Genomic DNA, 26,605 nt, shown 5'->3' on the forward strand with positions numbered 1-26,605 from the left:
CCCTGCGGCCCGAGCGAAGACAGCCCCCCGTTCGTGCACGGCCGCAGCAGCGCGAACACGCTCCAGGAGATCGGCGAGCCGGCGGATCCATGTCCAGGCATGACCGTCCTCGAACGGAAGACCGACCGGCGCCGGCTCCCTGAACGCACAAACCCCCGCTCCGGCCGGAGCCGGAGCGGGGGTCGCAGCCGCCCGCGAGCGGGCCCCGATCAGTTCGGCGCGGGACCGCGATAGTCGGTGTGACAGCCGCGGCAGGTCTGACCCACCGCCTGCGCCGCTTCACCGATCGCGGCCCGGTCGCCGCCGTGGGCGGCGTGGACCAGCGCCTCGGTGGCGCTCTGGAATCCGGAGATCTTGCTCTGGAAGTCGCTCCAGTTCTGCCAGATCTCGGGCTTCGCGCGCGAGCCCTCCGCCGTGCCCTCCGGGAAGATGTCCGAGAGGCTCATGGCCAGCGCGTTGAGCGCCTCGGCATGACCGACCGCGTGACCCGACCAGGTCACGTCGCCACTGGCGATGGCGCGGATGGCGCCCATGTGCGACTGGATCCCGTTCATGGTGGAGGAACGGTAGGCGGCGATCGGGGGCTTCTCCGGCTGGTTCTGCGCTGCGGCGGAACCGGCGGTCACGGCGGCGAGGCCGGCGCTCAGCGCCACGGCCGCGATCGTACGATGGAACGGCTTCACAGGACGACCCTCTGTCTGCAGGTGGCACGAAAGCTCTGAGGATACCTTGCGATTCCGGGGTTTGTCGAGAGCCGTCGCGCAACAGGAACGGTTCCGTGGGCACGCAGGGCGTGGAACTCCCCGCCGCCGAGGTCTCGCGGAGGCTCGCTCCGCCCCTCACAGCCTGCGCCCCCGGCCCCCTCCGCGCGCCGGCTCCGCCAAGCCCCGGTGGACCAGGACCTCGAGGGCCGCCGCCGCGGTCACTTCGGCACGCTCGCCGGTGGGGACCTCGACCCGGGCCCGTGCGCTGAACGGGGAGGCGTCCTCCCAGCGGGCCGCCGCGGCCTCGTAGATGGCCACGTCCGCATCGGAGGGATCGCCCGACCGGGCGCGGAGTCGTCCACGCACCTCGTCCGCCGGGGCGGTGCAGTGCAGGAAGAGCGCGGGCACCCCGAGCGTGCGGGCCCGCTCCAGGAACGCCGTGCGCCAGCGGTCCTCGCGGAAGGACGCATCCACGACGACCCGCCCACCCTCCACCAGGATGCGCTCGGCGGCCTCGAGGCAGGCCTGGTAGGTGCGGCGGTTCCATTCGTCCGAATAGAGCCCGGCGCCGAACGGCGCGGCCGCGGACGTGGTGGCGTCGATCCCCGCCAGGGCTTTCCGGGTCCGGTCGGAGGAGACGCGCTCCAGGCCGGCGGCCTCGGCGAGCGCCCGCGCCAGCGTGGACTTGCCCGTCCCCGGGAGGCCGCCCACCAGCAGGAGGCAGGGACGCCGGGCGGGCGGCTCCAGGGCGCCGAGGGCCAGGAGCCAGTGGGCGCGCGCCTGCAGGGCAGCCCGGGTCCGGGCCTCGCCCGGAGCGCCCTCGTCGGCCGCGAGGATGCCCTCCACCTTGGCCCGCACGACGGCGCGGTAGGCGAGATAGAAGGGGACCAGGTCCTCGCCGTCCGGGTCCTCACGGACCGTGAACCAGGCCCGAGCGTACGCGGCCGCCAGATCCCCGCGCCCGCGGAAGGCCAGGTCCATGGCCAGGAAGGCCATGTCGGCCACCGGATCGGCCCAGCGGAACCGGCGGTTGAACTCCACGCAATCGATGATCGCCAGGTCCGCCGGCGGCTCCCGCTCCGGGAAGACGTAGACGTGGTCGAGGTGGAGGTCCCCGTGCGTATCCCGCGGGATGCCGGCCTGCGCGCGCGCCTCGATGCGGCTGCCCATCGCGGACAGCGCGGCTTCCGTGGCTTCCTTCACGCGCGCGAACACCGATGCGTGCACCGTGCGGCCCACGTGCGCCTCGGTCTGCTCGAAGTTCTCGCGCGCGTTGCGCGCCACCACGTCCAATCGTCCCTGCTCGGCCACGTCCGCGCCGCCGCGCGCCTCGAGGTGGAACGCCGCAATCCGGCGGGCCACGCGCGCCACCAACGCCTCGTCGGCCTCGTCCCGCTCCACGCGCGCGAGCAGTGTGGCGTCGGCCGGAAGCCGCCGCATGTGCACGACGTACTCGACGGGCTCTCCCTCGCCACCGATCCGGTAGCCGTCCGGGCCCCGCGTCACGGGCAGCACACCCAGATAGACGTCGGGGGCCAGGCGCCGATTGAGCCGCACCTCCTCGTCGCAGAAGTGCTTCCGCGACTCGAGGGTGCGGAAGTCCAGGAACGCCAGGTCCACGGCCTTCTTGAGCTTGTGCGCGGACGTCTCGGTGAGAAAGACCACGGAGATGTGGGTCTGGTGCACGGTCACGGGACCGCGCTCCTGCGGATACGCTGCCGGATCCCCGAGGTCACGGATCAGCGCGGCCAGATCCTGCCCGTCCGCCGGATCCGTTCGCTCTTCTGGATGCGCACCCGAGCCCGGCTCGGGGAGTTGGACCGGATCCGCGGAGCCCGGATCCGAGCGCGCGCCCGGATCACCGGTGCGCTCCCGCGCACCCTCCGTGTGCGCGGAATCCTCGCGCGGATCGCCCATGGAAGGGACTCCCGCCCCTCAGCCGCCGAGGTCCAGCTCGATCACGGTGCCGGCCGGCCCCGCGTTGAGCACCTGCGTATCCCCGATCTGCGAGCGCTCGCCCCAACAGGCGTGGATGTGCCCGCACACGAGCAGGGGAGACCGGACACGCTCGGCCGCCTCCAGCACGGCCCGGCTGCCCAGGTGCCGGCCGCTCCCGTCCACGTCCGCATGGCCGAACGGTGGGGAATGCGACACCAGGAGCGCGCCCTCCGGGCAGCCGGCCAGGAGCGTGCGGGCCTCGTCCTCGGACAGGTCGAAGCTCCACGGTCCGAACGGGGTGACCGGGATGCCGCCCCCGATGCCGAAGACCGGCACGCCGGCCACCTCTGCGCTCTCCCCATGGAGCACCCGGGCCGCGTCCCACCCCCGGCAGGCCGTCCGGAGCTCGGCGTCGCTCTCGCCGTTGCCGGGGACCAGGACGGTGGGAGTGCGGATCTCCCGCAACGCATCGATGAGCGGCTGCAACCCCTGTCGCATCACGGCGAAGTCGCCGGCCCCCAGCAGGAGGTCCACGTCGGGCGCGCGCTGGACCAACGCGCGGGCTGCGGCCTGGTCGCGGTGCAGGTCGCTGAAGCACAGGATGCGCACGGGGGCCTCCCGGGGCCTGGGGATCCGCTCGATGGGGGGACCCGAACGGTGTACACAGCCACCGACCCGCGCCACCCCTACCGGAGCCCAGACATGTCGGTCCGCGTCCTCGTCACCGGCGGCACCTTCGACAAGGAGTACGACGAGATCCGCGGCGTCCTCTATTTCCGGCAGACCCACCTGCCGGAGATGCTCCAGCTCGGCCGCTGCCGCCTCGACGTGGAGGTGGAGACGCTGATGATGATCGACAGCCTGGAGATGACCGACACCGACCGGGCCCGCATCGCCCGGCGCGTGCAGGAGTGCCCCGAGCGCTCCGTGGTCGTGACCCACGGGACCGACACCATGGTGCAGACCGCCGGCGTGCTGGCCGAGGCCGTCCGGGGCAAGACGGTGGTGCTCACCGGCGCCATGGTGCCCTGGGCCTTCGGCAGCTCCGATGGCCTGTTCAACCTCGGGAGCGCGCTCTCCTTCGTGCAGGTGCTGCCGGAGGGGGTCTACGTGGCCATGAACGGGCGCTGGTTCCCGTGGGACCGGGTGCGGAAGAACCGGGAGACCGGGCGGTTCGAGGGGCTCGGGGCGTAGCCGGACGGCCGGCCCCGGCCCGGGTGGCGTGGGTCCTGCAGGGACCCCGACCGTCTCCCGGGTTTGCCGGGAGCGGCACCCCCGCTAAGGTAGGGTCCCGGCGGCCGGGAGGCGCCCGTGGCGGCATCCCTGCCGGGCGTCCAGCGGGCCCGCCGGCCACTGCCGACCAGAGAAGGACATCCAATTGAACGCGGTCCCAGCAACGTGAAAGACCTTCCCCTGGGCTCGACCAACCTGGCCGAGCTCGAAGCCGAATCGATCCACATCATCCGCGAAGTCGCCGCCGAGTTCGAGCGGCCCGCCATGTTGTTCTCCGGCGGCAAGGACTCGGTGGTGATGCTGCGTCTGGCCGAGAAGGCCTTCTATCCCTGCAAGATCCCGTTCCCGGTGGTCCATATCGATACGGGCCACAACTTCGACGAGGTGATCGAGTTCCGCGATCGCCGCGTGGAGGAGCTGGGCATCCGCCTGGTGGTGGGAAGCGTCCAGGAGGACATCGACGCCGGGCGCGTGGCCGAGGAGACGGGCCCGCGCGCGAGCCGCAACCGACTGCAGATCACCACCCTGTTGCGGACCATCGAGGAGCACCGCTTCGACGCGGTGTTCGGCGGGGCCCGCCGCGACGAGGACAAGGCCCGCGCCAAGGAGCGCGTCTTCTCCTTCCGCGACGAGTTCGGCCAGTGGGATCCCAAGAACCAGCGGCCCGAGCTCTGGAGTCTGTACAACGGCAAGATCCGGCGTGGCGAGCACATCCGGGTCTTCCCCATCTCCAACTGGACCGAGCTCGACATCTGGCAATACATCGCCTCCGAGTCGATCGAGCTGCCCACCATCTATTACGCGCACCACCGACCGGTCGTGCGCCGGGACAACATGTGGCTGGCGCACACCCGCTTCATCACCGTCCTGGACGGGGAAGAGGTGGTCGAGCGCCAGGTGCGCTTCCGCACGGTGGGAGATGCCTCCTGCACCGGCGCGGTGGACAGCGCGGCCACCACCATCGAGCAGGTCATCGCGGAGGTGTCGGTGACACGGATCACCGAGCGCGGAGCGACGCGGGCGGACGACCGCATCAGTGAAGCCGGCATGGAGGATCGCAAGAAGGAGGGCTACTTCTGATGGAGCTGCTCCGCTTCGCCACCGCCGGCAGCGTCGACGACGGCAAATCCACGCTGATCGGGCGCCTGCTCTACGACTCCAAGGCCGTCTTCGAGGACCAGCTCGACGCCGTCGAGCGCACGTCCATCCAGATGGGCAGCGAGTACACGAACCTGGCCCTGCTGACGGACGGCCTGCGCGCCGAACGGGAACAGGGCATCACCATCGACGTGGCGTATCGCTACTTCGCCACGCCGCGCCGCAAGTTCATCATCGCCGACACGCCCGGGCACATCCAGTACACGCGCAACATGGTGACGGGCGCGTCCACGGCGGATCTGGCGCTCATCCTGATCGACGTGCGCAACGGCGTGGTCGAGCAGTCGCGGCGGCACGCCTTCCTGTCTTCGCTGCTGCGGATCCCCCACCTGGTGGTCTGCATCAACAAGATGGACCTGGTGGACTACAGCCAGGAGGCCTTCGAGCGCGTGGTGGAGGAGTTCAAGGCGTTCGGCCGCAAGCTGGACGTGACGGATGTCACGTTCGTGCCCATCAGCGCCCTGCACGGCGACAACGTGGTCGAGCGCTCGGAGCGCATGCCCTGGTTCCAGGGCACGTCGCTGCTCTACCACCTCGAGCATGTACACGTGGCCTCCGATCGCAACCTGATCGATCCGCGCTTCCCGGTGCAGTACGTGCTGCGTCCCTACAACGACGAGTTCCACGACTACCGGGGGCTCGCGGGCACGGTGGCGGGCGGGCAGTTCCGGCCCGGGGACGAGGTGATGGTCCTCCCGTCCGGGTTCACCACCACCATCGAATCGGTGGACTCCTTCGAGGGTCCGGTCGAGGAGGCGGTGCCGCCCATGTCGGTGGCCATCCGGCTCAAGGACGACCTCGACGTCAGCCGCGGCGACATGCTCTGCCGTCCGCGCAACCAGCCGCACGTGGGCCAGGACCTCGAGGCCATGGTCTGCTGGATGGCGGAGCGCTCGACGCTGCAGACCGGCGCCAAGCTCGCCATCAAGCACACCACGCGCTGGGCGCGGGCGATGGTGAAGGAGCTGTACTACCGGTTGGACATCAACACGCTCAGCCGGGACGAGGACGCCACGCAGCTCGCGCTGAACGAGATCGGGCGTGTGCGCCTGCGCGTGACGCAGCCCCTCTTCTTCGACGAGTACCGCCGCAACCGCGCTACCGGCAGCTTCATCCTGGTGGACGAGAGCACCATGAACACGGTGGCGGCCGGCATGATCATCGGGCCCGCCGAGGGATGAGCCGCGCGCGGGAGACCTCTCCCGACGTGGTGTGGCACGAAGGCCTGTTGCCCCGCGCGGAGCGCTGGGCGCGCGCCGGCGTCTCGGGCGCGACGGTGTGGCTCACCGGGCTGTCCGGCTCGGGCAAGTCCACGGTGGCGAACGAGCTGGAGCGCCTCCTGGTGGAGGCGGGCCGCCCCTGCTACCGGCTGGATGGAGACAACCTGCGCCACGGGCTCAACCGCGACCTGGGCTTCTCCGCCGAGGATCGCACCGAGAACGTGCGTCGCGTGGCCGAGGTGGCGCGCCTGATGGCGGACGCCGGTGTGGTCGCCCTGGTGCCCATCATCAGCCCGTATCGCGCCGGCCGTGAGGAGGCGCGCGCGCTGCACCGCGCGGCGGGCGTCCCGTTCTTCGAGGTGTTCGTCGACACGCCGCTCGAGCTCTGCGAGGCGCGCGACCCCAAGGGGCTGTACCGCCGCGCCCGGGCGGGCGAGCTCACGGGGATGACGGGGATCGACGACCCGTACGAGGCGCCGACGGACCCCGATCTGCGGCTGGTGCCTTCGGACGGGGACGCGCGCGGGATGGCCGAGCGCGTGCTGGCGCTGCTCCCCTCCTCCTGACGGGTTGCTCGCGGGCCGGTCGCACGTTCCACTAGGAGCCTCGCGACCCCCCACTCCAACGATCGGACGGCCCATGCCGGTCCCACGCTCCTCGGAGGCGCGCAACGCGTCCTCCGCCGTCCCCGCCGACGCGTCCTGGGACCACCTGGACCGCCTCGAGGCCCGGGCGCGGGTGCTCGAGCCCGGTCCTGACGTGCGTCGGGACTGGACGGAGCAGGTGATCGCGCAGGCGGAGCGCTTCCTGACCCGCCTCGCGGACGCACCCACCTACGTGCCGCGCGGACCGGACGACCCCAGCCGCGCGGTCGCCGACGTGCCGCTCGCGGAGGAGGGCCTGCCTCTGGACACGCTCCTCCGCACCCTGGAGACGGCGGACGTGCCCGGCATCAACCCGGCGTCGGGTGGTCACCTGGGCTACATCCCCGGCGGCGGGCTCTTTCCCTCCGCGCTGGCCGATCTGCTGGCCGATGTCGAGAACCGCTACTCCGGGATCTTCTACGCGGGACCGTCCGCGGTGCGCATCGAGAACCGCATGATCCGCTGGATGTGCGAGCTCGTGGGCTATCCGCAGGGGGCGTGGGGTGACCTCACGTCGGGCGGCTCGATCGCCAACCTCACGGCCATCGTCGCCGCGCGGCAGGCCGCCGGGCTGCGCGGCGCGGACCTGGAGCGCGCGGTCGTCTATCGCACGCCGCAGACGCACCACTGCGTGACCAAGGCGCTGCGCATCGCCGGCCTGGGGGACGCGCCGGTGCGGGAGATCGCGTTGGACGCGCAGTGGCGCATGGACATCGGCGCGCTGGAGACGGCCATCCGCACGGATCGAGCACAGGGCCTGCGCCCGTTCCTGATCGTCGCGAGCGCCGGCACCACCGACACCGGGGCCGTCGATCCGCTGGGCCCGGTCGCGGAGGTGGCCGAGCGCGAGGCCTGTGGCTGCACGTGGACGCGGCCTACGGCGGGTTCTTCGCGCTCGTCCACCGTCTGCGTCCCCTCTTCGCCGATCTGCGGCGGGCCGACTCCGTGGTGCTGGATCCGCACAAGGGGCTCTTCCTGCCGTATGGGTCGGGGGCGGTCCTGGTGCGGCGGGGCGCGGCGCTGCGCGATGCGTTCGGCTACGAGGCGGCGTACATGCGCGACGCGGCGGACGAGCCGGAGGAGCCGTCTCCGGCGCATCACTCGCCCGAGCTGACGCGGCCGTTCCGGGGTCTGCGCATGTGGCTGCCGCTGCACCTGTTCGGCGTCGGTCCCTTCCGCGCGGCCCTGGAGGAGAAGCTGGAGCTGGCGCGCTACTTCCATGCGCGCGTGCGCGAGCTTCCCGACATGGAGGTCGGCCCGCCCCCCACGCTGTCCGTCGTGTGCTTCCGTTGGGCACCGCCCGGGCGCGATCCCGACGAGGCCACGCGCGCCCTCACCGACGCCCTGCACGCGGACGGCCGCGTCTTCCTGTCCTCCACCCGGATCGACGGCGCGTTGTGGCTGCGTTGCGCCGTGCTGTCCTTCCGGACGCACCGGCGACAGATCGACCAGGCGCTGGAATTGATCGCGACCGCGCGCGCTCGCCTCGCCTGAGGCGGCGGGGGACGCTTCCGCACAGCCACGTAGGGATTTCTCCGACCGCGCCCCGGCCCGTCGAGGGCCGAGATTGGCAGTGTACGGAGAGTTCCCTCTCAGGGAGGCATCATGGCCACCGTGGCGGAGATCATGCACAAGGAAGTGATCACCGTCTCCCCGCGCGCGACCCTGCGCGACCTGGCGCGGCTGCTCTCGGAAGCCGAGATCAGCGGCGTGCCCGTGGTCGACAACGGCGGGTCGGTGCTCGGCGTGGTATCCGCCACGGACGTGCTGCGCGCCGCCTCGGAGGAGGATGAGGGTCTGCAGCGCGCGCTGGACGCGGTGGAGCGGCGCGGCAGCGGGTACTACCGTGACCTCGGGCGTCTCTTGAGCGATGCCGAGCTCGAGCTGCTGCTGGGCAACGGGAGCGAGCTGGACGACGTCATGGTCCGGGAGATCATGACCACGAGCCTGCTCGCCGTGGAGCCCGCGCTGCCGATCCCGGCGGCCGCCCGCTTGATGTCCGACAAGCACGCGCACCGCGTGTTGGTGATCGACAACGAGGAGCTCGTGGGGATCGTCACGGCCTTCGACATGGTCAAGGCCATCGCCGACGGTCACGTCTGATCCCTGCGCCGCGCCGGTGCCCCCCACCGGCGCGGTCTCCTGTCTCGGGCGCTCCGCGCGGCCGACCCGCGCGGGAGCGTTCTTCGCCTCCGCTCGAAGCGTCGTCGCGTCGGTCCGCCCTCAGCGCCGCTCCTTGCCCTCGACGGCCGGGAGGTCCGTGCGGCGGGCCCATTCGTCCCACGAGCCATCGTAGAAGCGTGCGTCGTAGCCCAGGTGCTTGGAGATCATCCAGGCGTAGCTGGCGCGCATGCCGATGTAGCAGTAGCTGACCACCGTGCCCCCGGCCTCGGCCCCCGAGGCCGCGTACCGGGCGCGCACCTCGTCCAGCGTCCGCAGCACGGGGTTGTCGCGCGAGACGATCAGGTCTTCCCAGTAGAGGTTGTACGCGCCCGGGATATGACCGGCGCGCAGCTCTCCCGGCCGGCGTGCGCCGGTGTACTCGTCCTCCGGCCGCGCGTCCACCAGCGAGACGGAGGGGTCGTCCAGGCGGGTGTGGATCCAATCCGCGTCCACCACCAGGTCGGTGCGCACGTTCGGTTCGAACGTCCCGGGACGTGCAGCGGCCGCCGCCTCCGCGCTCACGGGTCCGCCGCCGGACTTCCAGGCCGCAAGCCCGCCGTCCAGGTAGGAGGTGTGATCTCCGTGCCCCAGGTAGTCGAGCGTCATGACGATCCGGGCGGCCAGGAGCGGGTCGCCGTAGACGATCACCCGGCTGTCGTTGCTGACGCCCGCCGCGCGCAGCGCCTCCACCATCCGCTCGACCGGCTGGATCTGCACGGACAGCCCGTCGGCCTCGTCGGCGAACACCATGTAGTCGAGCACGCGCGCGCCTTCGATGAACTCCGTGGGCGGGCGTTGATGGACCATGGCGACGTGCAGGAGCACCAGACCGGGATCGGCGCGATGCGACCGCAGCCAGTCCGCCCCGACGAGCACGGGCGCTTGCGCGACCAGGGGCGCGGACGGAGCGAGCAGCGCCAGCGCTGCGACGAGCGGGAGGGCCACGCGGAGCGAGAGGGCGGGCGCGTGGCGGAACCGTGGGGACGTGGGACGAGGCATGGATTCCTCCAGAAGGGATCTCCCTGCTACGCGTGGGACGCGCGAGGGTGCCGGGCGCGTTGCCGCGCGGTCCCCGCGATTGGGGCCGCTGGCCCCATCCAGCGGGGGCAGGAACGCCGGGTCAGCCGATCCGGTGGATGCCCGCCTGCCCGGAGAGTGCGAGCCGGCGTGCGTCGTCGGGTCCGGCCTCTGCCGTCTCGAAGAGACCGCCGGCCACCACCACCGCCTCCACGGCCTCCCCGTCCGGGGCCAGCCGCACCGCCGCCAGCTCGGCGTCCGTCCGCCAGAGCGGGCCGGCCTCGCCGCTTCCGGCGGGCCCCGCGTCGGACCCGGCCTGGACCGCCCACACCCGGTCGCCGCGCCGGACCCGGAGCGCGCTCCCCCAGGGCTCCACCCGGGCGTCCGGCGCGGTCACGAGCGTCAGCAGCGGGCCGTCCCCGAGTCGGGCCTGGACGGTCTGACTGTCCGCCTCGGAGCGGTAGCTGGCGGAGACGGTGTCGGGGACCACGGCCACGCCGGCCGCACCCATCAGGTGGAGGCGCGCCCGGTCTCCCACCGCGACGCGGTGGAGGCGCGCGGGGCGGGCGGAGCCCGCGGCCGGGCCCGGCTCCACCGGCTCCACACGGGCCTCGACCCCGGCCGGGAGATGGAGGTGGGCGGTGGCGGTCGATCCGGCGGCGGCGCCCGTGATCCGGTCCGCCCAGGCCACCAGCAGTCCGGGCACGTGCACCAGCGCGCGACGATGACCGGCTCCGCCGTCGAAGCCCGCGTGCGCGCCCGCGAAGGCCCGCACGCCGTCCCAGGCCCGCCACTGCGCACCCGAGCCGTGCGTGATCCGCGCCCACTGGAACGGCCGGTCCGGCCGCGAGGCCCCCTCCCCGTCCAGGGTGACGGTGTTGTGCGCGGAGGCGGTGCGGTAGCGGTTGCGGGCCGCGGGATCGGACGAGTACGTGAAGGTGCCGGGATCCACCAGCACGTCCTGCCCGTCCACGGCCACCACCACCGACAGCAGATCCGCGTGCGCGTGGCCACAGTTCAGGACGCCGTGCGGACCGCAGTCGATCAGCACGTAGTCGGACGTGGCCGTAGCGTCCGAGCGGCTGACGTAGAGCCCGCCGTCGTCGAAGGCATGCGCGGTACGCGGGTCCGGCGTTGCGTCCACCGCAGCATACGCGTCCAGCCCCGCGGGTCCCAGCACCCACGCCACCTCGTCGACGGCGTCGCCCGCGAGCGTCTTCAGGTCGCCCCGGCCGAATCGTGCGGCCGCGAGCGCGTACGCCGGCCGCACGTCGGCGCGCGGACGCGCATCCACCGGCCACGTGCGGCCGCCGTCGTCGTCGCCCATCAACGGGACCAGCCCGTTCGGGAGCGTGAGCGCGGCCAGGTGGTCCACGGCCGATTCCAGGCGCGCGAGCACCGCCGCCGGCACCGGCTCGCTGCTCCGCTCGGCGAGCGCGGCCCATTGCTGGTAGAAGTCCACCGTGTAGCGCTGATAGGCCGTGGACTGCTCGAAGTACGTCCCGTCCTCGCGGATCTGCACGGCCGCCCAGCGCGCCAGCACGTCGCGCCCCGTGCGCCGCCACCCGTCCGCCACCGCCAGCTCGGGGAAGGCGACGCCGACGGTGTACAGCGCGAGCGCCTCGCCCGTCAGGTGCGTGTTGGGGCTGTAGTACGTGGAGAGGTAGCGCTCGATGTGCAGCCCCTGCGTCTCGATGGACGCGAGGATCCGCGCGAAGCGCTCGGGCGTCAGCGCCGGGGTGCCCCGGAACGCGTGCAGGGCCCAGATCCACGACTGCACCCGGAAGGCCAGCTCCAGGCTGCTCGCCCAGTGGATGCCCAGACCCGGCGGGTTGGCGTGGATCCAGTCCTCGACGTGCGCGAGCGCCGCCTCCGCCCAACGCGCATCCCCGTCGAAGGCGTGCGCACGCGCCAGCGTCAGGATCTGCTGCTGGCGGGCCAGCTCCCAGATCAGCTTGTATTCGCCACCGACGGCGGGATCGAGGTAGTCGATCCGGCTCCAGTGCACCTGCGGATAGCGGACGCCGGACAGCGGCTCCACGTGCCAGTCGGGTCGGAGGCCCACGTCCCACCGGCGGTCGAAGAGGCGCACGCGGCCGGCCAGCACCGCCTCGGCCTCGGCGCGGGCCTCGGCCGGCGCGTCGGGCCGGACCCGCGCGAGCGCGCGGGCCGTGGCGGCGGGGTCGTCCAGCCCGGCGAAGAAGCGGGAGGGGCGCTCCCGGAAGCGGGCCAGCAGCGCCTCGGCAGAGTCGATGCCGCCGGCCAGGCGTCGGGCCACGAACGCCGCGGGAGCCAGGCTCCGGGTCCGGGGCGAGCCCAGGCTGCGGTCGCGGCGGACCGCCAGGGCCTGGGTGACACGCTCGACGATCTCGGCGGGCCGCATCGCGGCCAGCTTCCGGAGTCGGCTCACGTGGCCGACTGACCCGGTTCGTTGCGGCTCCTCAACAGATTTCTGTCCACCGAGACGGTCCGACGGCGCCGCTCCGGGCCTGCGCACAGACCCGATGGCGGTACCAAAATTGCCTGCACCCGCTACGATTCTCCAGCCCGAAGCCGAACTTGAGGAAGGATCCCGCCGGAATGTCGACGCGTCTCAGCGTGTTTGGAATGGGGTACGTGGGGTGCGTCTCCGCGGCCTGCTTCGCCAAGGAAGGCCACACCGTGGTGGGGGTGGACGTCAATCCCACCAAGGTCGGCATCATCAATGGCGGGCACTCCCCCATCGTCGAGGAGGGCATCGACGAGCTGGTGGGGGCCATGGTGGCTGCCGGACGGCTCCGGGCCACCGACTCGGTGGCCGAGGCCATCGCCGAGACGGACGTGTCCCTCGTCTGCGTGGGGACGCCGTCGAACAAGAACGGCAGCCTCGACCTGCGCTACGTGGAGCGCGTGAGCGAGCAGATCGGCGCGGCCCTGTCCCACAAGGACACGCCGCACACGGTGGTCATCCGCAGCACGGTGCTCCCGGGGACGGTCGAGACGCTGGTGGTCCCGGCGCTCGAGCGCACGTCCGGCAAGCGGGTGGCCGGGGGCGGGATCCACGTCTGCATGAACCCGGAGTTCCTGCGCGAGTCGACGTCCATCAAGGACTTCTACGACCCGCCCTTCACGCTGATCGGTGGGACCAGCGCCGAGGGGATCGAGCGGGTGGCCGAGCTGTACGCCGGGATCGACGCGCCGCTCTACCGCACCGACATCAAGGTCGCGGAGATGGTCAAGTACATCTGCAACTGCTTCCACGGCCTCAAGGTGGCGTTCGCCAACGAGGTCGGGAACGTGGCCAAGCAGCTCGGGGTCGACTCGCACCAGGTCATGGAGATCTTCTGCCAGGACACCAAGCTCAACCTGTCCCCCTACTACCTGAAGCCCGGCTTCGCCTTCGGCGGCTCCTGCCTGCCCAAGGACATCCGGGGCGCGCAGTACCTCGCGCGTGACCTGGACGTCGAGACGCCGGTGCTGGGGTCCATCCTGCCCTCGAACGACCGTCAGATCCAGCTCGCGGCCGAGCGCATCCTGGCCAAGGGCAATCGGCGCATCGGCGTGCTGGGCATGAGCTTCAAGGCCGGCACCGACGATCTGCGCGAATCCCCCATGGTGACGCTGATCGAGCACCTGATCGGGCGGGGGATGGAGCTGGCCATCTACGACAAGAACGTCTCCAAGGCGCAGCTCATGGGCGCCAACAAGGAGTACATCGAGGGCGAGATCCCGCACATCTGGTCGCTGATGCGGGACAACGTGGACGAGGTGGTCGAGCACGGCGAGACCATCGTGGTCGCGCACAAGAACCCGGAGTTCGAGGCCGCGCTGGCGCGCAGCCGTCCGGATCAGGTCGTGGTGGACCTGGTGCGCATCCCGTTCGAGGGCGAAGCGGAGTACGACGGGCTCTGCTGGTAGGCTGCGTATCGCCGGGCTCCCGCCCGGCTGCGCGGCCGGGCGGAGGGCCGGGCCCGTACGTGTAGCCGCGCGGCACCCTGGCCCGCAGCCTCACCCCGGCAGCAGCGCGCGCACCGTGGCGAGCGTATCCGCCTCCTCGGACGCCTTGTCCGGCCGGTACCCCTTGAGCCGCGCGAAGCGCAGCGCCACGCCGCCCGGGTAGCGCGGGCTCGCCTGCACGGAGTCGAAGGCGACCTCCACCACCAGGCGCGGCTCCACCCACACGGTCCCGCGCGTGCGCCGCACCTCGATCGCCTGGAGCGCCTCCGTCTGCCAGGCCAGCACCTCGTCCGTCATGCCCTTGAAGGTCTTGCCCAGCATCACCCACCCGCCGTCCTCGCCGCGCGCGCCCAGGTGCAGGTTGCTGAGCCAGCCCTGCCTGCGCCCGTGCCCCCACTCGGCCGCCAGCACCACCAGATCCAGCGTGTACACCGGCTTGACCTTGAGCCAGCCGGCGCCGCGCCGGCCCGCGTCGTACGGCGCGTCCAGGGCCTTGGCGATCACCCCCTCGTGACCGGCGGCGGTGACGGCCGCGAGGAACGCCTCTGCCTCCTCGGCCCGCTCGCAGAGGCGGGCCGGCACCACCAGCTCGGATCCGATCGCGTCCAGCAGACGGGAGCGCCGCTCCGCATAGGGCGCGTCCAGCAGCGGGTGGGCATCCAGCAGGAGCGCATCGAAGAAGCGGGTGGTCAGCGGCAGCTCGGCGCGCAGCGCGTCCACGTCCGTGCGGGTGCCGAAGCGGCTCATCGTGGTCTGGAAGGGCAGGGGCCGCCCCTGCGCGTCCAGCGCCAGCGTCTCGCCGTCCAGGATGAAGCGGGTGAGCGGGAGCGCGCGCGCCGTCTCCACCAGCTCCGGCACCTGCGCGGTCACCTCGTTCAGGGCCCGGGTGTAGACGCGCACGTCCTCTCCATCGCGGTGCACCTGCACGCGCGCGCCGTCCAGCTTGTGCTCGAACGACGCGCGCCCCAGCCGCTGGAGCGCGTCGCCGACCGACTCCGCCGTGGAGGCCAGCATGGGCTTGAGTGGCCGGAAGAGCTGGACCGCCAGTCCGGCCAGCGCCTCCGGTCCCTGGCGGGCCTGCCGCGCCACCGCCGGGAGGCTGCCGGTCAGCAGGAGGGCCCGGCGCACGGCGGCGAGCGGGACCTCGGCCGAGCGCGCGACGGCGTCCACCATCACCCCTTCCAGCGCGCCCTGGCGCAGCTCGCCCAGCAGCAGCGGCACCAGCAGCTCCCGCTCGGCGGCCGTGGCCCGACCGAACAGGTCCGCCACCGCGTCGGTGCGCGCCCGGGTGGAGCCCGGCCCGGAGAGCCCGGCCAGGTCGGTCAGGGCGGCGTCGACGGTTGCGACCGTCAGGGACGGCCCCTCCGCGGCCGGCGTGGCCAGGGCCTCCCGCACCAGGGCCGGGCCCACCCCGATGCGGCCCTGGGGCAGCTCGCCCGCCAGCCAGGCCACCACCACCGCCACCTCCCCATCGGCCGCGCGGGACAACAGGGCGGTCAGGTGCGCCACCTTCTCCCCTCGTTTGGGGGTGGCGGCGACGGCCCGGGACACGTCGGCGAGCGCGGAGAGGGGCAGGGAGGAGGTCATGCGCAGTGCGGGTGCCGGCGCCCGGCGTGCGGGGAAGGGACGAGGGGCTCCGGGGGGCAGTCCCGGCGCCCGGCGGATCCAGACCCCGCGGCGGGCGCTTTGGCGACGTGGGAGGGGACGCTACCTTCTCCGCGACCGGTCCGGCAAGGCGCATCCACCGCCGGGTGCCCCATCCGGACGGCGCGTCTCCTGGGGGAAGGCCCTCGCGTGACCCGTGACGACATGCTGCGGCGGCTCCAGGAACGGACGGAGCCCTGGGATCTCGTCATCATCGGCGGCGGCGCCACCGGCGTCGGCATCGCGGTGGACGCGGCCTCACGCGGGTACGCGGTGCTGCTGCTCGAGCAGAGCGACTTCGGCAAGGGTACGTCCAGCCGCAGCACCAAGCTCGTGCACGGCGGCGTGCGCTACCTGCAGCAGGGCAACATCCCGCTGGTCATGGAGGCGCTCAAGGAGCGCGGCATCCTGCGCGAGAACGCCCCCCACCTGGTGCACGATCTCCCGTTCGTGGTGCCCAACTACCAGTGGTGGGAGGCGCCCTTCTACGGCATCGGCATGCGGGTCTACGACGCCCTGGCGGGTCGCTACGGCTTCGGGGCCTCGCGCAACCTGAGCCGCGAGGAGACCATCGAGCGGCTGCCCACCATCGAGACGGACGGGCTGCGCGGCGGTGTGGTCTATCACGACGGCCAGTTCGACGACGCGCGCCTGCTCATCCACCTGGTGATGACGGCCGCGGAGCAGGGCGCGGTGGTGCTGAACCAGGCGCGCGTGACCGGCCTCCATGCCGGGGACGACGGCTACCTGGACGCCGTGGAGTTGATCGACGAGGAGACCGGCCGCACGCATACCGCGCCCGCGCGCCTCGTCCTCAACGCCACCGGCGCGTTCACCGACGGTGTGCGCCACCTGGACGATCCCTCCGCGCCGCCCATCGTGCGGCCGAGCCAGGGCGTGCACGTGGTGCTGCCCCGCCGCTTCCTGCCGGGCGAGTCCGCCATCATGGTGCCGCACACGGACGACGGCCGGGTCTTGTTCGCGATCCCCTGGCTGGACCGTGTCCTGATCGGCACCACGGATACGCCGCTGGAGTCCGTGGCGCTGGAGCCCGAGCCGCTCGCGGAGGAGGTGGACTTCATCCTCGCGCACGCCGCGCGTTACCTGGACGAGGATCCCACGCGCGCCGACGTGCTGAGCATCTTCGCGGGCATCCGTCCGCTCGTGGGCAACGTCGCCGAAGGTGGCGACACCGCGAAGATCTCGCGCGAGCATTCGATCCAGGTCTCGAAGTCCGGGCTCATGACCATCGCGGGCGGCAAGTGGACCACGTACCGGCGCATGGCCGAGGACGCGGTCGACTACGCCATCCCGCTCGCGGGGCTGGACGCCCGTCCTTGCGTGACGCGCGAGCTGCGGCTGCACGGCTACCACGCGCGGGCCGAGCGCTTCGGGCGCCTCGCGCCCTACGGCTCGGACGCCCCGTCCGTGGAGGCCGTCATGGAGGAGCAGGACGGGTGGGACGTGCCACTGCACCCGCGCCTGGACGTGACCCCGGGCGAGGTGGTGTGGTCCGTGCGGGAGGAGATGGCGCGCACGGTGGACGACGTGCTGGCGCGGCGGTGCCGCGCCCTGGTGCTGGACGCGCGGGCCGCGATCGAGGCGGCGCCGGCGGTGGCGGACCTCCTGGCCCGGGAGCTGGGCCGGGACGCGGCATGGCGGGACCGGCAGGTGGACGACTTCCAGGAGATGGCGAGGATCTATGTCCCCGAGTAGGTGGGTTGGCGTGGGCGCCGGTGCGGCGCTCGCGATCGTGGCGGCCCCGCTGGCCGCCCAGTACGCGTCCGGACCTTCGGTGTTGAGTCTGCTCCCGACCACGGACCGGGTGGCGAGCGCGGGCACGGATCGCACGGGCCGGCTCGGCGAGGGCGACTATGTCCTGCCCGGCGGCCAGGCGCTCCAGGCCTGGCAGGTGCGCGGGCGGGCCGGGGAAGGGCTGGTGCTCGAGCTCACCTCGGAGGACTTCGACGCCTACCTGTACATGCTCGGGCCGGGGCTGGACGAGCCCCAGACCGACGACGACGGGAGCACGGGCTGCGGCGCGCGCATCGACATCGTGCTGCCGGCGGACGGCCCCTACACGCTGGTGCTGTCCTCCCTGTCCGGACAGGCCGGCGAGTACCGCCTGCGGGTCGCCAACGAGGCGGGACCGCGGCAGGACTCGGACGAGTGCATGGGCGCCGACACCGGCGGCGGGTGGGACTGGGCCGTGGACGACGTGCCCACCGACGGCCGCACGCTGGTCGACGGTGACGTGGTGGAGGACCAGCTCAGCCTGGACGACCACCAGCTCCCGGACGGCTCGGCGGCCAAGGCGTGGACGGTGCTCGGCACGGCGGGCATGACGCTCAGCATCGACATGCTGAGCGACGACTTCGACAGCATCCTGTATGCGTCGGGCCCCGGTCTGTCCGACCGTCTCATCGACGACGACGGGGCCGGCGGCTGCAACGCGCGCCTGACGATCACCTTCCCGGAGGACGGGGAGTATCGCGTGGTGGCGTCCTCCATCTTCGGAGGCGCGGCGGGTGCGTTCACGCTGCGGGTCGCGGCGTCGCCCGAGCCGCCGGCCGCGCAGGGGTGCGACCCGCGTTAGGCGGCGGGGATCTGGATCGCGGCGTAGGGACCTGATCGCGGCGTAGGGGCTGCGGCGCACGGGAGGAGGGTCCCTCCGGCGCCGCGGTCCCGGACGCGCCGCGTCAGGTGGGTTCCGGCAGCACCGTGACCGTGGTCGAGCGGGTCTGCCCGCGCCACGTGAGGGTGACCGTGAACGAGGCCGGCTCGGTCAGCCCCGCGGCCATGGACGGAGCCACGTTGCACATCAGCGGCATCTCGTACGTGCCGCCGCTGCCGGCCCCGTGGGGGAACCGGAGCGTCGTGGGGTCCTGGCCGATGTACACGAGGTCCGGCCGGTCCGTCTGCATCTGGAACGGCTCCGTGAGCAGCTCGCCCACGACCGGCAGCGGCATGTCGAACACCAGCACGCAGTGGCCCGGGCTCCCGTACAGCGGGAGCTGCGCCTCCGTGGTCGCGCCGCCCTGTCCGTCCACCCGCCAGTACAGGTCCATCAGCTCCGGCAGGACGAACGGGATCGACGTCGCGACCTCCACCGCGCCGGTGCGGGCCCGGACCGGAAACGACCCCGGTTCGGTGAACGCGCCGATCTCCACCGTGACGGAGCCGCTGGGATCCGACACGACCACCGCCGGCGGCAGGTTGACCAGCACGCCCTCCGTCTCCGGCACGATCTCGATCGTGGTGTTCTGCGCCGGGTAGCGGTCGAGCGTCCAGCGCAGGCGCACGTCGTCGCCCGGGTAGAACGCCGTGCGGCCCAGCATGGGTTCGACCGCGAACGCCGTGAGGTACGGCGCGCTGTGCACCATCGTGTAGGTCTTGCTCACGGTCTGGTTGCGCAGGGTGGCCGAGATCGTGAGCGGAATCGCTTCCCCGGGCGCCGGGTCGTGCAGCACCGGGTACGACACGGACACGGTCTGCTGGGTCACGAACGTCTGGGTGGCGGGGAGATCGATGAGGTCGGGACGGTCCGTGGAGAGCGTCACCTCGGTGGGCGTGCTCGGCGCGGCGGACAACTGGAGCTGGAAGACGCGGGTGCCGCTTCCGCCGACGATCTGGCTCCCGCCCCCGATCGGGGCGAGCGTGACCGCCTCGTGGATGGCGAAGGCGCGCGACAGGGTTCCCCCCAACGGATTCGCGACCGACAGGATCACCTCCGGCGCGGCGGAGCGCGCCTCGAGCACGAACGTGCCGGACGTCGCGCCGGGCGGCACGGTGACCCGGGTGCTGTTTCCTGCCGCCCTCGGCTCCGGCATCAGGATGGCCGAGTGCAGCCCCTGGACCACGAGCTCCGCGCCTCCGGGGGGCGCGGGCTGCTGGAGCACGACCTCGACCTCCACGTCGTCTCCCACGTACACGACGGCCGGATCGAGGAGAAGGGTCTGGACCTGCACGGCCGGGTAGGTCGCAAGCGTGGCCTGCACCGACGAGCCGCCGTAGGACGCCGTGACGTCGATGGAGCCGGCCGCGTCGCCGTTGCCGAGGCCCGGGGCGATCGCGCTGGCCTGGGTCTGGCCGGGCGGGACCGTCACGCGCACGCCCTGCCAGGAGGAGCCGCTCGCGAACTGCGCCGACAGGACCACCTCCCGCGCGAGCGGCGCCGGCTGCGCGAACGCGACCGTGGCCGTGCGGTCCGCGAACGGGCTGACCCAGTCCTGATCGAACGTGAGCGACACCAGCTCGGAGGGGACCGGCAGCAGCTCCACCTGGGCCTCGACGGTGTGGAAGCTCCCTTCCGCCCGGACCCATGCGCCTTCGATGCGGGGCTGCGCGACCTGGGGTGTCTGGAGGACGATCTCGAACGTCTGCAGACCCGCGGGCACCACCTGATCCGGTCCGCCGACCGGGTTCAGGTTCGTGTTGTTGAAGTGGATGGGGACGCCGCCGGCGGGCGCCGGCGCGATCAGCTCGACCACCGCCGTGAGCGGTACGCCGCCGATCGCCGAGACGGACGTCCCCTCGGGGATGCCGGCGCCCCGGAACCGGAGCGACTGGGGCATGGGCAGCGCAGGCGGCTCGAACCGGATCGCGTAGTCGAGTTGCTGCGTCCCGAGGTGCGCGGAGAGGGTGCCCGTGACCAGCGTCGGGCTGACGCCGTGTTCCACCTGGAGGACCAGCTCGGTGGCGCCGGCGGGCACGGTCATGGAGGCCGGAAGCTGCACCAGGTTCGGCAGGGTGGTGGACAGCGTCACCTCCGTGCCGCCGGCGGGGGCCGGACGGTCGAGGCGGGGCCGCACGGCCACGTCACCGGGCTCGTCCACCATGACCTGGCCGGCCCCCGAGACGTTGCCGCCGTAGACGTCGAAGTCGATCAGCACGGGTGGGCCGATCAGCACGAGCTCGGCTTCGGCCTTGTCCTCGCCGAGCGTGGCGGCCACGACGGTCCGCGCGTCCTGCGGCACGCTGCCCACCTGCACCGTGAACGTGGCAGTGGTGGACCCGGCCGGGACCGTCGCGGTGGCCGGGACGGTCACGAACGCGCCGTCCGCGGCCAGCGCGACCGCCAGCGCCGATGCGGCGGGGCGGTCGAGCGTCAGCGTGCCGGTGAGTTGCTGACCGCTGCTGGCTTCCGCCGCCGAGAGCGCCACGGCGCTCACCGCCGGCCCGGCCAGGGCCACGACGGCATGCGTCGCCTCGCCGGCCGCCGTGCCCGCTCCGTCCAGGGCCCGCACCACCAGCGTGTGGGATCCGGCGGGCAGCCCGGGCATGGGCACGACCACGTCGGTGGTGGTCCCGCGCGCCTCCACGGAGCCTTCCCTCCCGCCGCCCGTGACCACCACCTTCCCCGCCCCCGACGGCAGGCGCACGCCCACCTCCAGGTGGAACGGCGCGCCCGCCTCCACCTGGGTCGGGCCGGCCACGCGCTCGACCGCGGCGCTCGCCGCCGCGACGGTCAGTCGCAGATCCACGCGCACCGCGCCCTTCTCCGACACGAGCTCGAGCCCGTAGTCCCCGGGCGCCGCACCCTCCGTGAGGAGCTCCGCGGGGCGAAGGGATCCCCGTACGGTTCCGAGCACCACCCGGAAGCCGCGGGCGGCCCCCCCGCGCGGGTCCACCACGCGTGCCTCCCGGAAGGCGTCGAGGTCGCGGCCCTCGAGCTGCACCACGGCGCGCCCGCGCTCGGGGGTCAGGTCCACCCGGTCGGGGGTGGGGCGGGGAGCGGTCTGGGCGGCCGCGGGCGACGGCACGGCCAGGGCGCCCGCCAGGACGAGGGCGAGGGGCGCGGCGGCGAGCGGGCTGCGGCAGGGGGGGCGCGGCATGGGAGCCTCCGGACGGATGGATTCGTCCGTCCCTAGCGAAGGACGCCGCGGAGCGGATCACCCCGTGCCCCACAGCGGTCGGGGTCTCCGCCCCGGGGTGTGCACGCTCGGCCGGCCCACGAGCGCCGCGCCCGGTGCCCGGCGGAGCATACCCGCCTCCCCCCGGGAACGCGAAACCCCCCGGAGCATGCGCTCCGAGGGGCTCGCTGAACCGGGCCTTGTGCTGCGCCCGCCGGGCCGTCTCCGGCCCCGGTCTCCTCGCCCCGGAGGGGCGGGTCCTAGTTCACGGTGATCTTGGTGCTCTTCAGGCTGCGCAGCCCCGCCGCGTCCCACACGCCGATCCGCACCGTGTACGTGCCGGGCTGGGCGTAGGTGTACTGCACGGCCGGGGGCTGACCGCCACCCGTCTGCGTGGAGCCGCCCGCACCGAACGAGTAGCTCCAGAACACGATCCCGTTGTCGTCCGTCGAGCCCGATCCGTCGATCGTGCAGGTCAGGCCCGTGCACGTCACGACCAGGTCCGCCACGGGCGCCTGGTTGCCCGGCGGCGGCGGAGGCGGCGGAGGCGGCGTGGTCGCCGTCACCGTCACCTGCACGTTGACCGCGCCGCGCAGACCCTGCGCGTCGTACACCTCGATGCGCGGCAGATACGTGCCCGCGCTCGCGTACGTGTGCTGGATCGCCGTGGGATGCCCCGTGCCGGTGACCCATGGGGTCTGATCGTGGAACTTGTAGATCCACGACACGATGCCGTTGTCGTCCATGGAGCCGCTGCCGTCCAGCGTGCACACGAGCCCGTTGCAGCTGACCGTCAGGTCGGCCACGGGCGCGGAGTTGCTCGGCGGCGGGGGCGGCGGAGGCGGCGGGCTGCCGCTCATGAAGCCCGTATAGAGCAGCAGGTTGGGCGAGCCCGACCCGACGCTGCCGATCACACCGGTCGTGGCGTTGGACTCGAGCGCCTGCTCCACCTGGGCGGGCGTGGCGTTCGGGTTGGCCGAAAGGTACAGCGCGGCGGCCCCGGCGGCGTGCGGCGACGCCATGGACGTCCCCGACAGGTTGGCCACGGCCGTGTTGGACGTGTAGTAGGCGGCGCGGATGTTGGAGCCCGGCGCGAAGAAGTCCACGCAGGTCCCGTAGTTGGAGAAGCTCGAACGCGCGTCCGTGGACGTGGTCGAGCCGATGGTCAGCGCGGCCGCGGCGCGGGCCGGCGACTGCGTGCAGGCATTCGTGTTGGAGTTGCCCGCGGACACCGCGAACACCACGCCCGCGTTGACGGCGTTGGTCACGGCCTGGTCGAGCGCGGTGGACGCGCCGCCGCCGAGGCTCATGTTGGCCACGGCCGGCTTGACGTGGTTGGCGCGCACCCAATCGATCCCGGCGATCACGCCGGACGTGGTGCCGCTCCCGGTGCAGCCCAGCACGCGCACGGCCACCGCCTTGGCGTTCTTGGCCACACCCCACTCGCTGCCGACCGCGGTGCTGGCCACGTGCGTGCCGTGCCCGTTGCAGTCGTTGGTGCCGTTGCCGTCGTTGATGGCGGTGAAGCCTCCCGACGCCCGGCCGCCGAAGTCCACGTGCGACGTCCGGATGCCCGTGTCCAGGATGTAGACGTTCACGCCGGAGCCGTCGGGGCCCCAGGAATAGTTGCCGTCGAGCGGCTGCGTGCGCTCGTCGATGCGGTCCAGGCCCCACCAGGCACCCGTCTGCGTGCCAACGCCGGTCATGAGACGATCGCGCTCGATGAGCACGATGTCCCGGTCCGCCGCGATGTCGGCGAGCTGGTCGTACTCCGCGTCCACGGCGAAGCCGCGGATCGCGTTCTCGTACACGTGCACCACGTCACCCCCGGTCTTGGCCACCAGGCTGCGGACGTGATCGGGAACGTCACCCACCGTGGCGTCGAACACCACGATGTACCGGTCGGGCACGACATCCGGGCCGACCGGTCCCAACTGGTCCAGCAGGGCCGTCCCCGCCAGCACGGGTGCCCGTTCCTCGACGGGCTGCACCGGCGTGGACAGGTCCGAACAGGCCGTCAGCAGCACGGCCGCCGTGAACACCACAAAACGCTTCATCTCTCTCCCTTACCGTTCGTGGGGGAGTTCACACATGGCCGCCGGGAGCGCCTCGCGCAGGTCGCTTCCCCCGACGTCCGGGGTCTCTATCACCTCAATTCGGCGCGTGCACGCCGTGGCCGCTGTAGGGCCGGTTGCGTCCGATGCTGGGTCCGCGCGGCGACAGGGCGCCGTTGTCCACCGAGGCCACGATCTGCCGGATCGAGCCGGGGAAGGGCGTGGGGCTCCCGTTGCGGCCGAAGCCGTCCGTGTACCAGACCTCGGGACCGCCCGCGTTGCGGACGTGGACGCCGTTGATGTCCACGTCGCGATGCGCGCCGTCGAAGGCCGAGCCCGGGTGGTCCCAGGTGGCACCGGCCGCGGTCTGGTCGCAGAGGTTGCCGCGGGCCTTCCGCCCGTCCGCGCGGTCGGCGAAGCACAGATCCACCACGTTGGCCAGCAGGTTGGGCGCGGACGGATCGAAGACGCGGCTCGGGTTGAAGACGTTGAAGTAGGGCCCGATCGAGACCAGCGTCTGGTTGGCCGACGTCCTCAGGCTCTGCGAGAACTGCCAGCTCTCGCGCAGCACGCCGAAGTTGGAGCGCTGACCCTCGGGCACGAGCAGCTCGCGCTCCAGGCAGGTGATGTCGGGGATCACGCGCTGGCCGCCGCCCCGCAGACCGCCCGTCACTTCCTTGGCCGTGACGTGGGTGCCGTCGCAGGAGCGGACGTATTCGCCCTCGTGGCCGATCGTGGTCACGATCTGGAAGTAGGCCTTGGAGCCGTCCGTGCACGCGATGAAGTAGCCCATCTCGTGCTTGGGCTGGACGAAGCGGCCGCTGCCGTCCGTGCCCTGGTGCAGCTCGAACATCACGTCGCACTCGATGCGGAAGAGGCCGCCCACGCCCCCTTCGGCCTGCATCTCGACGTTGTTCTCCCACTCGATCTTGAAGCCCTCGTGCGGCGCGAAGAAGTCGATGGCCTCGTTGGCGAGCCCGAAGGGCACCATCCCCAGGTCGTCGAAGAGGTCCGAGCCCCGCGGATCGCGACCGTGCTCGTGCCCGAACGTGCAGCCGGTCTCGGGGTCGACGGGGGGATGCCACGTCGGGTAGAGCTTCCCGTCCGAGCCCACCACGGCGTAGCGGTCGTGGATCTCGGTGGTGCACGTGTCGGTGGACTTGGGGGCCCACGACGAGTAGGCGCGGCTCAAGCCGGCCGGGGCATCGCCCGGTCCCATGAGATCGCCGGCGTGGTCGCAGGCGAGCACGGTGAAGGGGAGCGCCGCGGCCAGCAGGAGCAGGCGGACGGCGGAACGGCGCAGCACGGCGGGGGACGGGATCATGATTCGACCTCGATCACTCGTTGTTCTGCGCCCCGGCGGCGATCCAGAACCGAACGCTGTCGATCTGTGCCGCCGTGAGCGCGCCACCCAGTGGCATCTGGGTTCCCACTCCTCCCACGGCTCCGGCCATGCCGCGCAGCTTGAGCAGCAGGTAGCTGGAGTCTGGACGCGCCGGATCCACCCGCAGCAGCCGCGGGACCTGCCGCGACGCCACACCCACCACGCTCGCGTGCGTGCGTCCTGCGCTCAGGTCCATGCCTTCCTGGGGCGTGGGCCCCGAATGGCACTGGCTGAAGGCGCAGGTACGGGTGAGGATCGGCTGCACGGCCTGGCTCAAGGACTCGGGGGCCACCGGCGCGGAGGGCCCGGTGGGGGTCGGCGGAGGCGCACCACCCCCGTCGCAGCCGATCAGGAGGAGCGCCAGCCCGAGGGCCGACGTCCGCCCCATCCGCTGCGAAGGAAGACGTGTTGCGCGCAAACACCAACGTCCGTTGGAGGAAGGAAACAGGTGCGCGGCCTCGCAAAATCCAGACCCTGCGGAGACCACGCCACGAAGCGCGGATCCGTGGGGTGGAGGTGCTCCCGACGCCCGCATTTACAGGGATTTTCTTGCAGACCGGCAGGCACGACGTAGTGCCTCGAATCGGGGGACGGGTGGGCCGATTCGCGGCACGTACGGATGTGGCGTGCGCGCCTCGATCCGAGAAGGGTGACGCGGGGATCGTGAATCGCGCGCGAAGAGACGGCCGCGGGCGAGCCGCGTGTGCGTGGGCCTGCGCCTGGCTTCAGCGCGTCGTGACCCGAGCCGTCGCGGACCCGGGCCTCAGGGGCCTCAGCGCGCGGAGACCGCGCGCCGTCGGGGACCCTGGCCTCAGCGCGTGGTGACCGCGCGCCGTCGGGACCGCAGCCTCAGCGCGTCGTGACCCCGATGCTCAGCTGGATCAGGCTCAGGTTCACGTCCCGGGAGATGACGTCGCCCTCCTCGTTCTCCATGCGGCCGAACGAGCTGGCGTGCACGGTGATCGCGGGCGTCAGCACCCACGAGCCGCCGGTCGGCAACTCGTAGCCCAGCCCCACGATGGCCCCGAAGGAGCGCGAGCGGGCCTCGTTGTCGTCGTCGTCCGTGGCCCGGTAGATGAGCACGGACGGGCCCGCCTTGAAGAACAGGCCGCGCTGCCGGGGATGGAAGTACGTGGCCAGCGAGAGGGAGCCCACCTTCTGGTTGAGGCCCAGGTCATCCTTGAGCCACCCCGTCCCCTCGAGCCCCACCCGGGTCCGAGGAGACACGGTGCCCCCGACCTGCACGTAGGCGGCGAGCCCGGTGGCGCGCTCGGCCGTGCAGACCTGGCAGGTGATCCGCGTGGAGGAGCCCCCCACACCGCCGCCCACCCACAGACCGTCCCGCAGGGACTGCCCGGCGAGGGGGGCCGGCAGCACCAGCAGGAGCGCGAGGATCGGCAGGACGGGCACGAAGATCCGCGGGACGCGCGCGGCGAGCGGATGAGGCCGCGCGGACCCCGGCAGGGCGCGCGCCGGGAGCGGCAGCGGACGGGCGATGGACACGGGCATCGAGGCTCCGCGGAAGCGGGGGATCTGGCGACCCCGGAGCACGATCCAGACCGCGGGGCCCCCCTGCGGCGCCGCCGCCGCGCTCCCCCGGCGGCTCGGCCCACACCGATCCCCGCGCTCCACGCCATCGCGCCGTTCCCCGCCGCCGC

At 72.5% G+C, this 26,605-nt stretch carries 19 protein-coding genes and 1 pseudogene; 9 read left to right on the top strand and 11 right to left on the bottom strand.

Annotated elements, in window-relative coordinates; genetic code table 11:
- Window positions 1–209: 209 nt before the first annotated feature.
- The 3 genes from R3E98_02655 to R3E98_02665 all read right to left on the bottom strand — a co-directional run bounded on the left by R3E98_02655 (window position 210) and on the right by R3E98_02665 (window position 3,251).
- Window positions 210–683 carry a cytochrome c gene (locus tag R3E98_02655; GenBank protein ID MEZ4422285.1) on the bottom strand — a complete coding sequence of 158 codons (474 nt, stop codon included), beginning with the start codon at window positions 681–683 and terminating at the stop codon, window positions 210–212.
- Between the two features lie 156 nt (window positions 684–839).
- The gene (locus R3E98_02660) at window positions 840–2,621 is read right to left on the bottom strand and encodes an AAA family ATPase (GenBank protein MEZ4422286.1); all 1,782 of its coding nucleotides are present in this window, start codon (window positions 2,619–2,621) and stop codon (window positions 840–842) included.
- A gap of 18 nt (window positions 2,622–2,639) precedes the next feature.
- A complete protein-coding gene (locus R3E98_02665; protein ID MEZ4422287.1) occupies window positions 2,640–3,251 on the bottom strand; it encodes a metallophosphoesterase family protein in 612 nt (203 codons plus the stop codon).
- A 93-nt stretch (window positions 3,252–3,344) separates the two neighbouring features.
- On the opposite strand from R3E98_02665, the gene R3E98_02670 reads away from it, so the two are divergent.
- From R3E98_02670 to R3E98_02695, 6 genes and pseudogenes are all read left to right on the top strand, one after another.
- Entirely contained in the window at window positions 3,345–3,836 is a 492-nt protein-coding gene (locus tag R3E98_02670) for an asparaginase domain-containing protein (protein ID MEZ4422288.1), read from the top strand.
- Window positions 3,837–4,040: 204 nt separating this feature from the next.
- On the top strand, window positions 4,041–4,955 hold the full coding sequence (cysD, locus tag R3E98_02675) for a sulfate adenylyltransferase subunit CysD (protein MEZ4422289.1): 915 nt from the start codon (window positions 4,041–4,043) through the stop codon (window positions 4,953–4,955).
- Window positions 4,955–6,214: a GTP-binding protein gene (locus tag R3E98_02680; protein MEZ4422290.1), complete on the top strand. Its 1,260-nt coding sequence runs from the start codon at window positions 4,955–4,957 to the stop codon at window positions 6,212–6,214. Before cysD ends, R3E98_02680 begins: the two co-directional genes overlap by 1 nt.
- Window positions 6,211–6,819 (top strand): adenylyl-sulfate kinase, encoded by a 609-nt coding sequence (gene cysC / locus R3E98_02685; GenBank protein MEZ4422291.1) that lies wholly within the window; start codon window positions 6,211–6,213, stop codon window positions 6,817–6,819. Before R3E98_02680 ends, cysC begins: the two co-directional genes overlap by 4 nt.
- A gap of 73 nt (window positions 6,820–6,892) precedes the next feature.
- Window positions 6,893–8,391, top strand: a pseudogene (locus tag R3E98_02690) (aminotransferase class V-fold PLP-dependent enzyme).
- Window positions 8,392–8,502: 111 nt separating this feature from the next.
- Complete coding sequence (locus tag R3E98_02695; protein ID MEZ4422292.1) at window positions 8,503–9,000, top strand: CBS domain-containing protein; 498 nt, start codon at window positions 8,503–8,505, stop codon at window positions 8,998–9,000.
- A gap of 120 nt (window positions 9,001–9,120) precedes the next feature.
- On the opposite strand, the gene R3E98_02700 is transcribed toward R3E98_02695, so the two are convergent.
- A complete protein-coding gene (locus R3E98_02700) occupies window positions 9,121–10,059 on the bottom strand; it encodes a rhodanese-like domain-containing protein (GenBank protein MEZ4422293.1) in 939 nt (312 codons plus the stop codon).
- Window positions 10,060–10,180: 121 nt separating this feature from the next.
- The gene (locus R3E98_02705) at window positions 10,181–12,487 is read right to left on the bottom strand and encodes an alginate lyase family protein (GenBank protein ID MEZ4422294.1); all 2,307 of its coding nucleotides are present in this window, start codon (window positions 12,485–12,487) and stop codon (window positions 10,181–10,183) included.
- 170 nt (window positions 12,488–12,657) lie between these two features.
- On the opposite strand from R3E98_02705, the gene R3E98_02710 reads away from it, so the two are divergent.
- Entirely contained in the window at window positions 12,658–13,974 is a 1,317-nt protein-coding gene (locus R3E98_02710; protein ID MEZ4422295.1) for a nucleotide sugar dehydrogenase, read from the top strand.
- 90 nt (window positions 13,975–14,064) lie between these two features.
- Here R3E98_02710 and R3E98_02715 read toward each other — a convergent pair whose 3' ends face one another.
- A complete protein-coding gene (locus R3E98_02715) occupies window positions 14,065–15,588 on the bottom strand; it encodes an ATP-dependent DNA ligase (GenBank protein MEZ4422296.1) in 1,524 nt (507 codons plus the stop codon).
- 219 nt (window positions 15,589–15,807) lie between these two features.
- Here R3E98_02715 and R3E98_02720 point away from each other — a divergent pair, with 219 nt between their 5' ends.
- On the top strand, window positions 15,808–17,373 hold the full coding sequence (locus R3E98_02720) for a glycerol-3-phosphate dehydrogenase/oxidase (GenBank protein MEZ4422297.1): 1,566 nt from the start codon (window positions 15,808–15,810) through the stop codon (window positions 17,371–17,373).
- 10 nt (window positions 17,374–17,383) lie between these two features.
- The gene (locus tag R3E98_02725) at window positions 17,384–18,253 is read left to right on the top strand and encodes a hypothetical protein (GenBank protein MEZ4422298.1); all 870 of its coding nucleotides are present in this window, start codon (window positions 17,384–17,386) and stop codon (window positions 18,251–18,253) included.
- 103 nt (window positions 18,254–18,356) lie between these two features.
- Here the strand turns inward: R3E98_02725 and R3E98_02730 are convergent, their stop codons facing one another.
- The 5 genes from R3E98_02730 to R3E98_02750 form a co-directional block, all read right to left on the bottom strand.
- Window positions 18,357–21,491: a hypothetical protein gene (locus R3E98_02730; GenBank protein MEZ4422299.1), complete on the bottom strand. Its 3,135-nt coding sequence runs from the start codon at window positions 21,489–21,491 to the stop codon at window positions 18,357–18,359.
- Window positions 21,492–21,769: 278 nt separating this feature from the next.
- Window positions 21,770–23,566: a S8 family serine peptidase gene (locus R3E98_02735; protein MEZ4422300.1), complete on the bottom strand. Its 1,797-nt coding sequence runs from the start codon at window positions 23,564–23,566 to the stop codon at window positions 21,770–21,772.
- 94 nt (window positions 23,567–23,660) lie between these two features.
- Complete coding sequence (locus tag R3E98_02740; GenBank protein ID MEZ4422301.1) at window positions 23,661–24,887, bottom strand: hypothetical protein; 1,227 nt, start codon at window positions 24,885–24,887, stop codon at window positions 23,661–23,663.
- A 13-nt stretch (window positions 24,888–24,900) separates the two neighbouring features.
- Window positions 24,901–25,365 carry a hypothetical protein gene (locus R3E98_02745; GenBank protein ID MEZ4422302.1) on the bottom strand — a complete coding sequence of 155 codons (465 nt, stop codon included), beginning with the start codon at window positions 25,363–25,365 and terminating at the stop codon, window positions 24,901–24,903.
- A gap of 431 nt (window positions 25,366–25,796) precedes the next feature.
- Window positions 25,797–26,456, bottom strand: a complete 660-nt coding sequence (locus tag R3E98_02750; GenBank protein ID MEZ4422303.1) for a hypothetical protein — start codon at window positions 26,454–26,456, stop codon at window positions 25,797–25,799.
- Between the last annotated feature and the right edge of the window lie 149 nt (window positions 26,457–26,605).

Source organism: Gemmatimonadota bacterium (genome assembly GCA_041390125.1).
Lineage (GTDB): Bacteria > Gemmatimonadota > Gemmatimonadetes > Longimicrobiales > Gaopeijiaceae > JAGQIF01.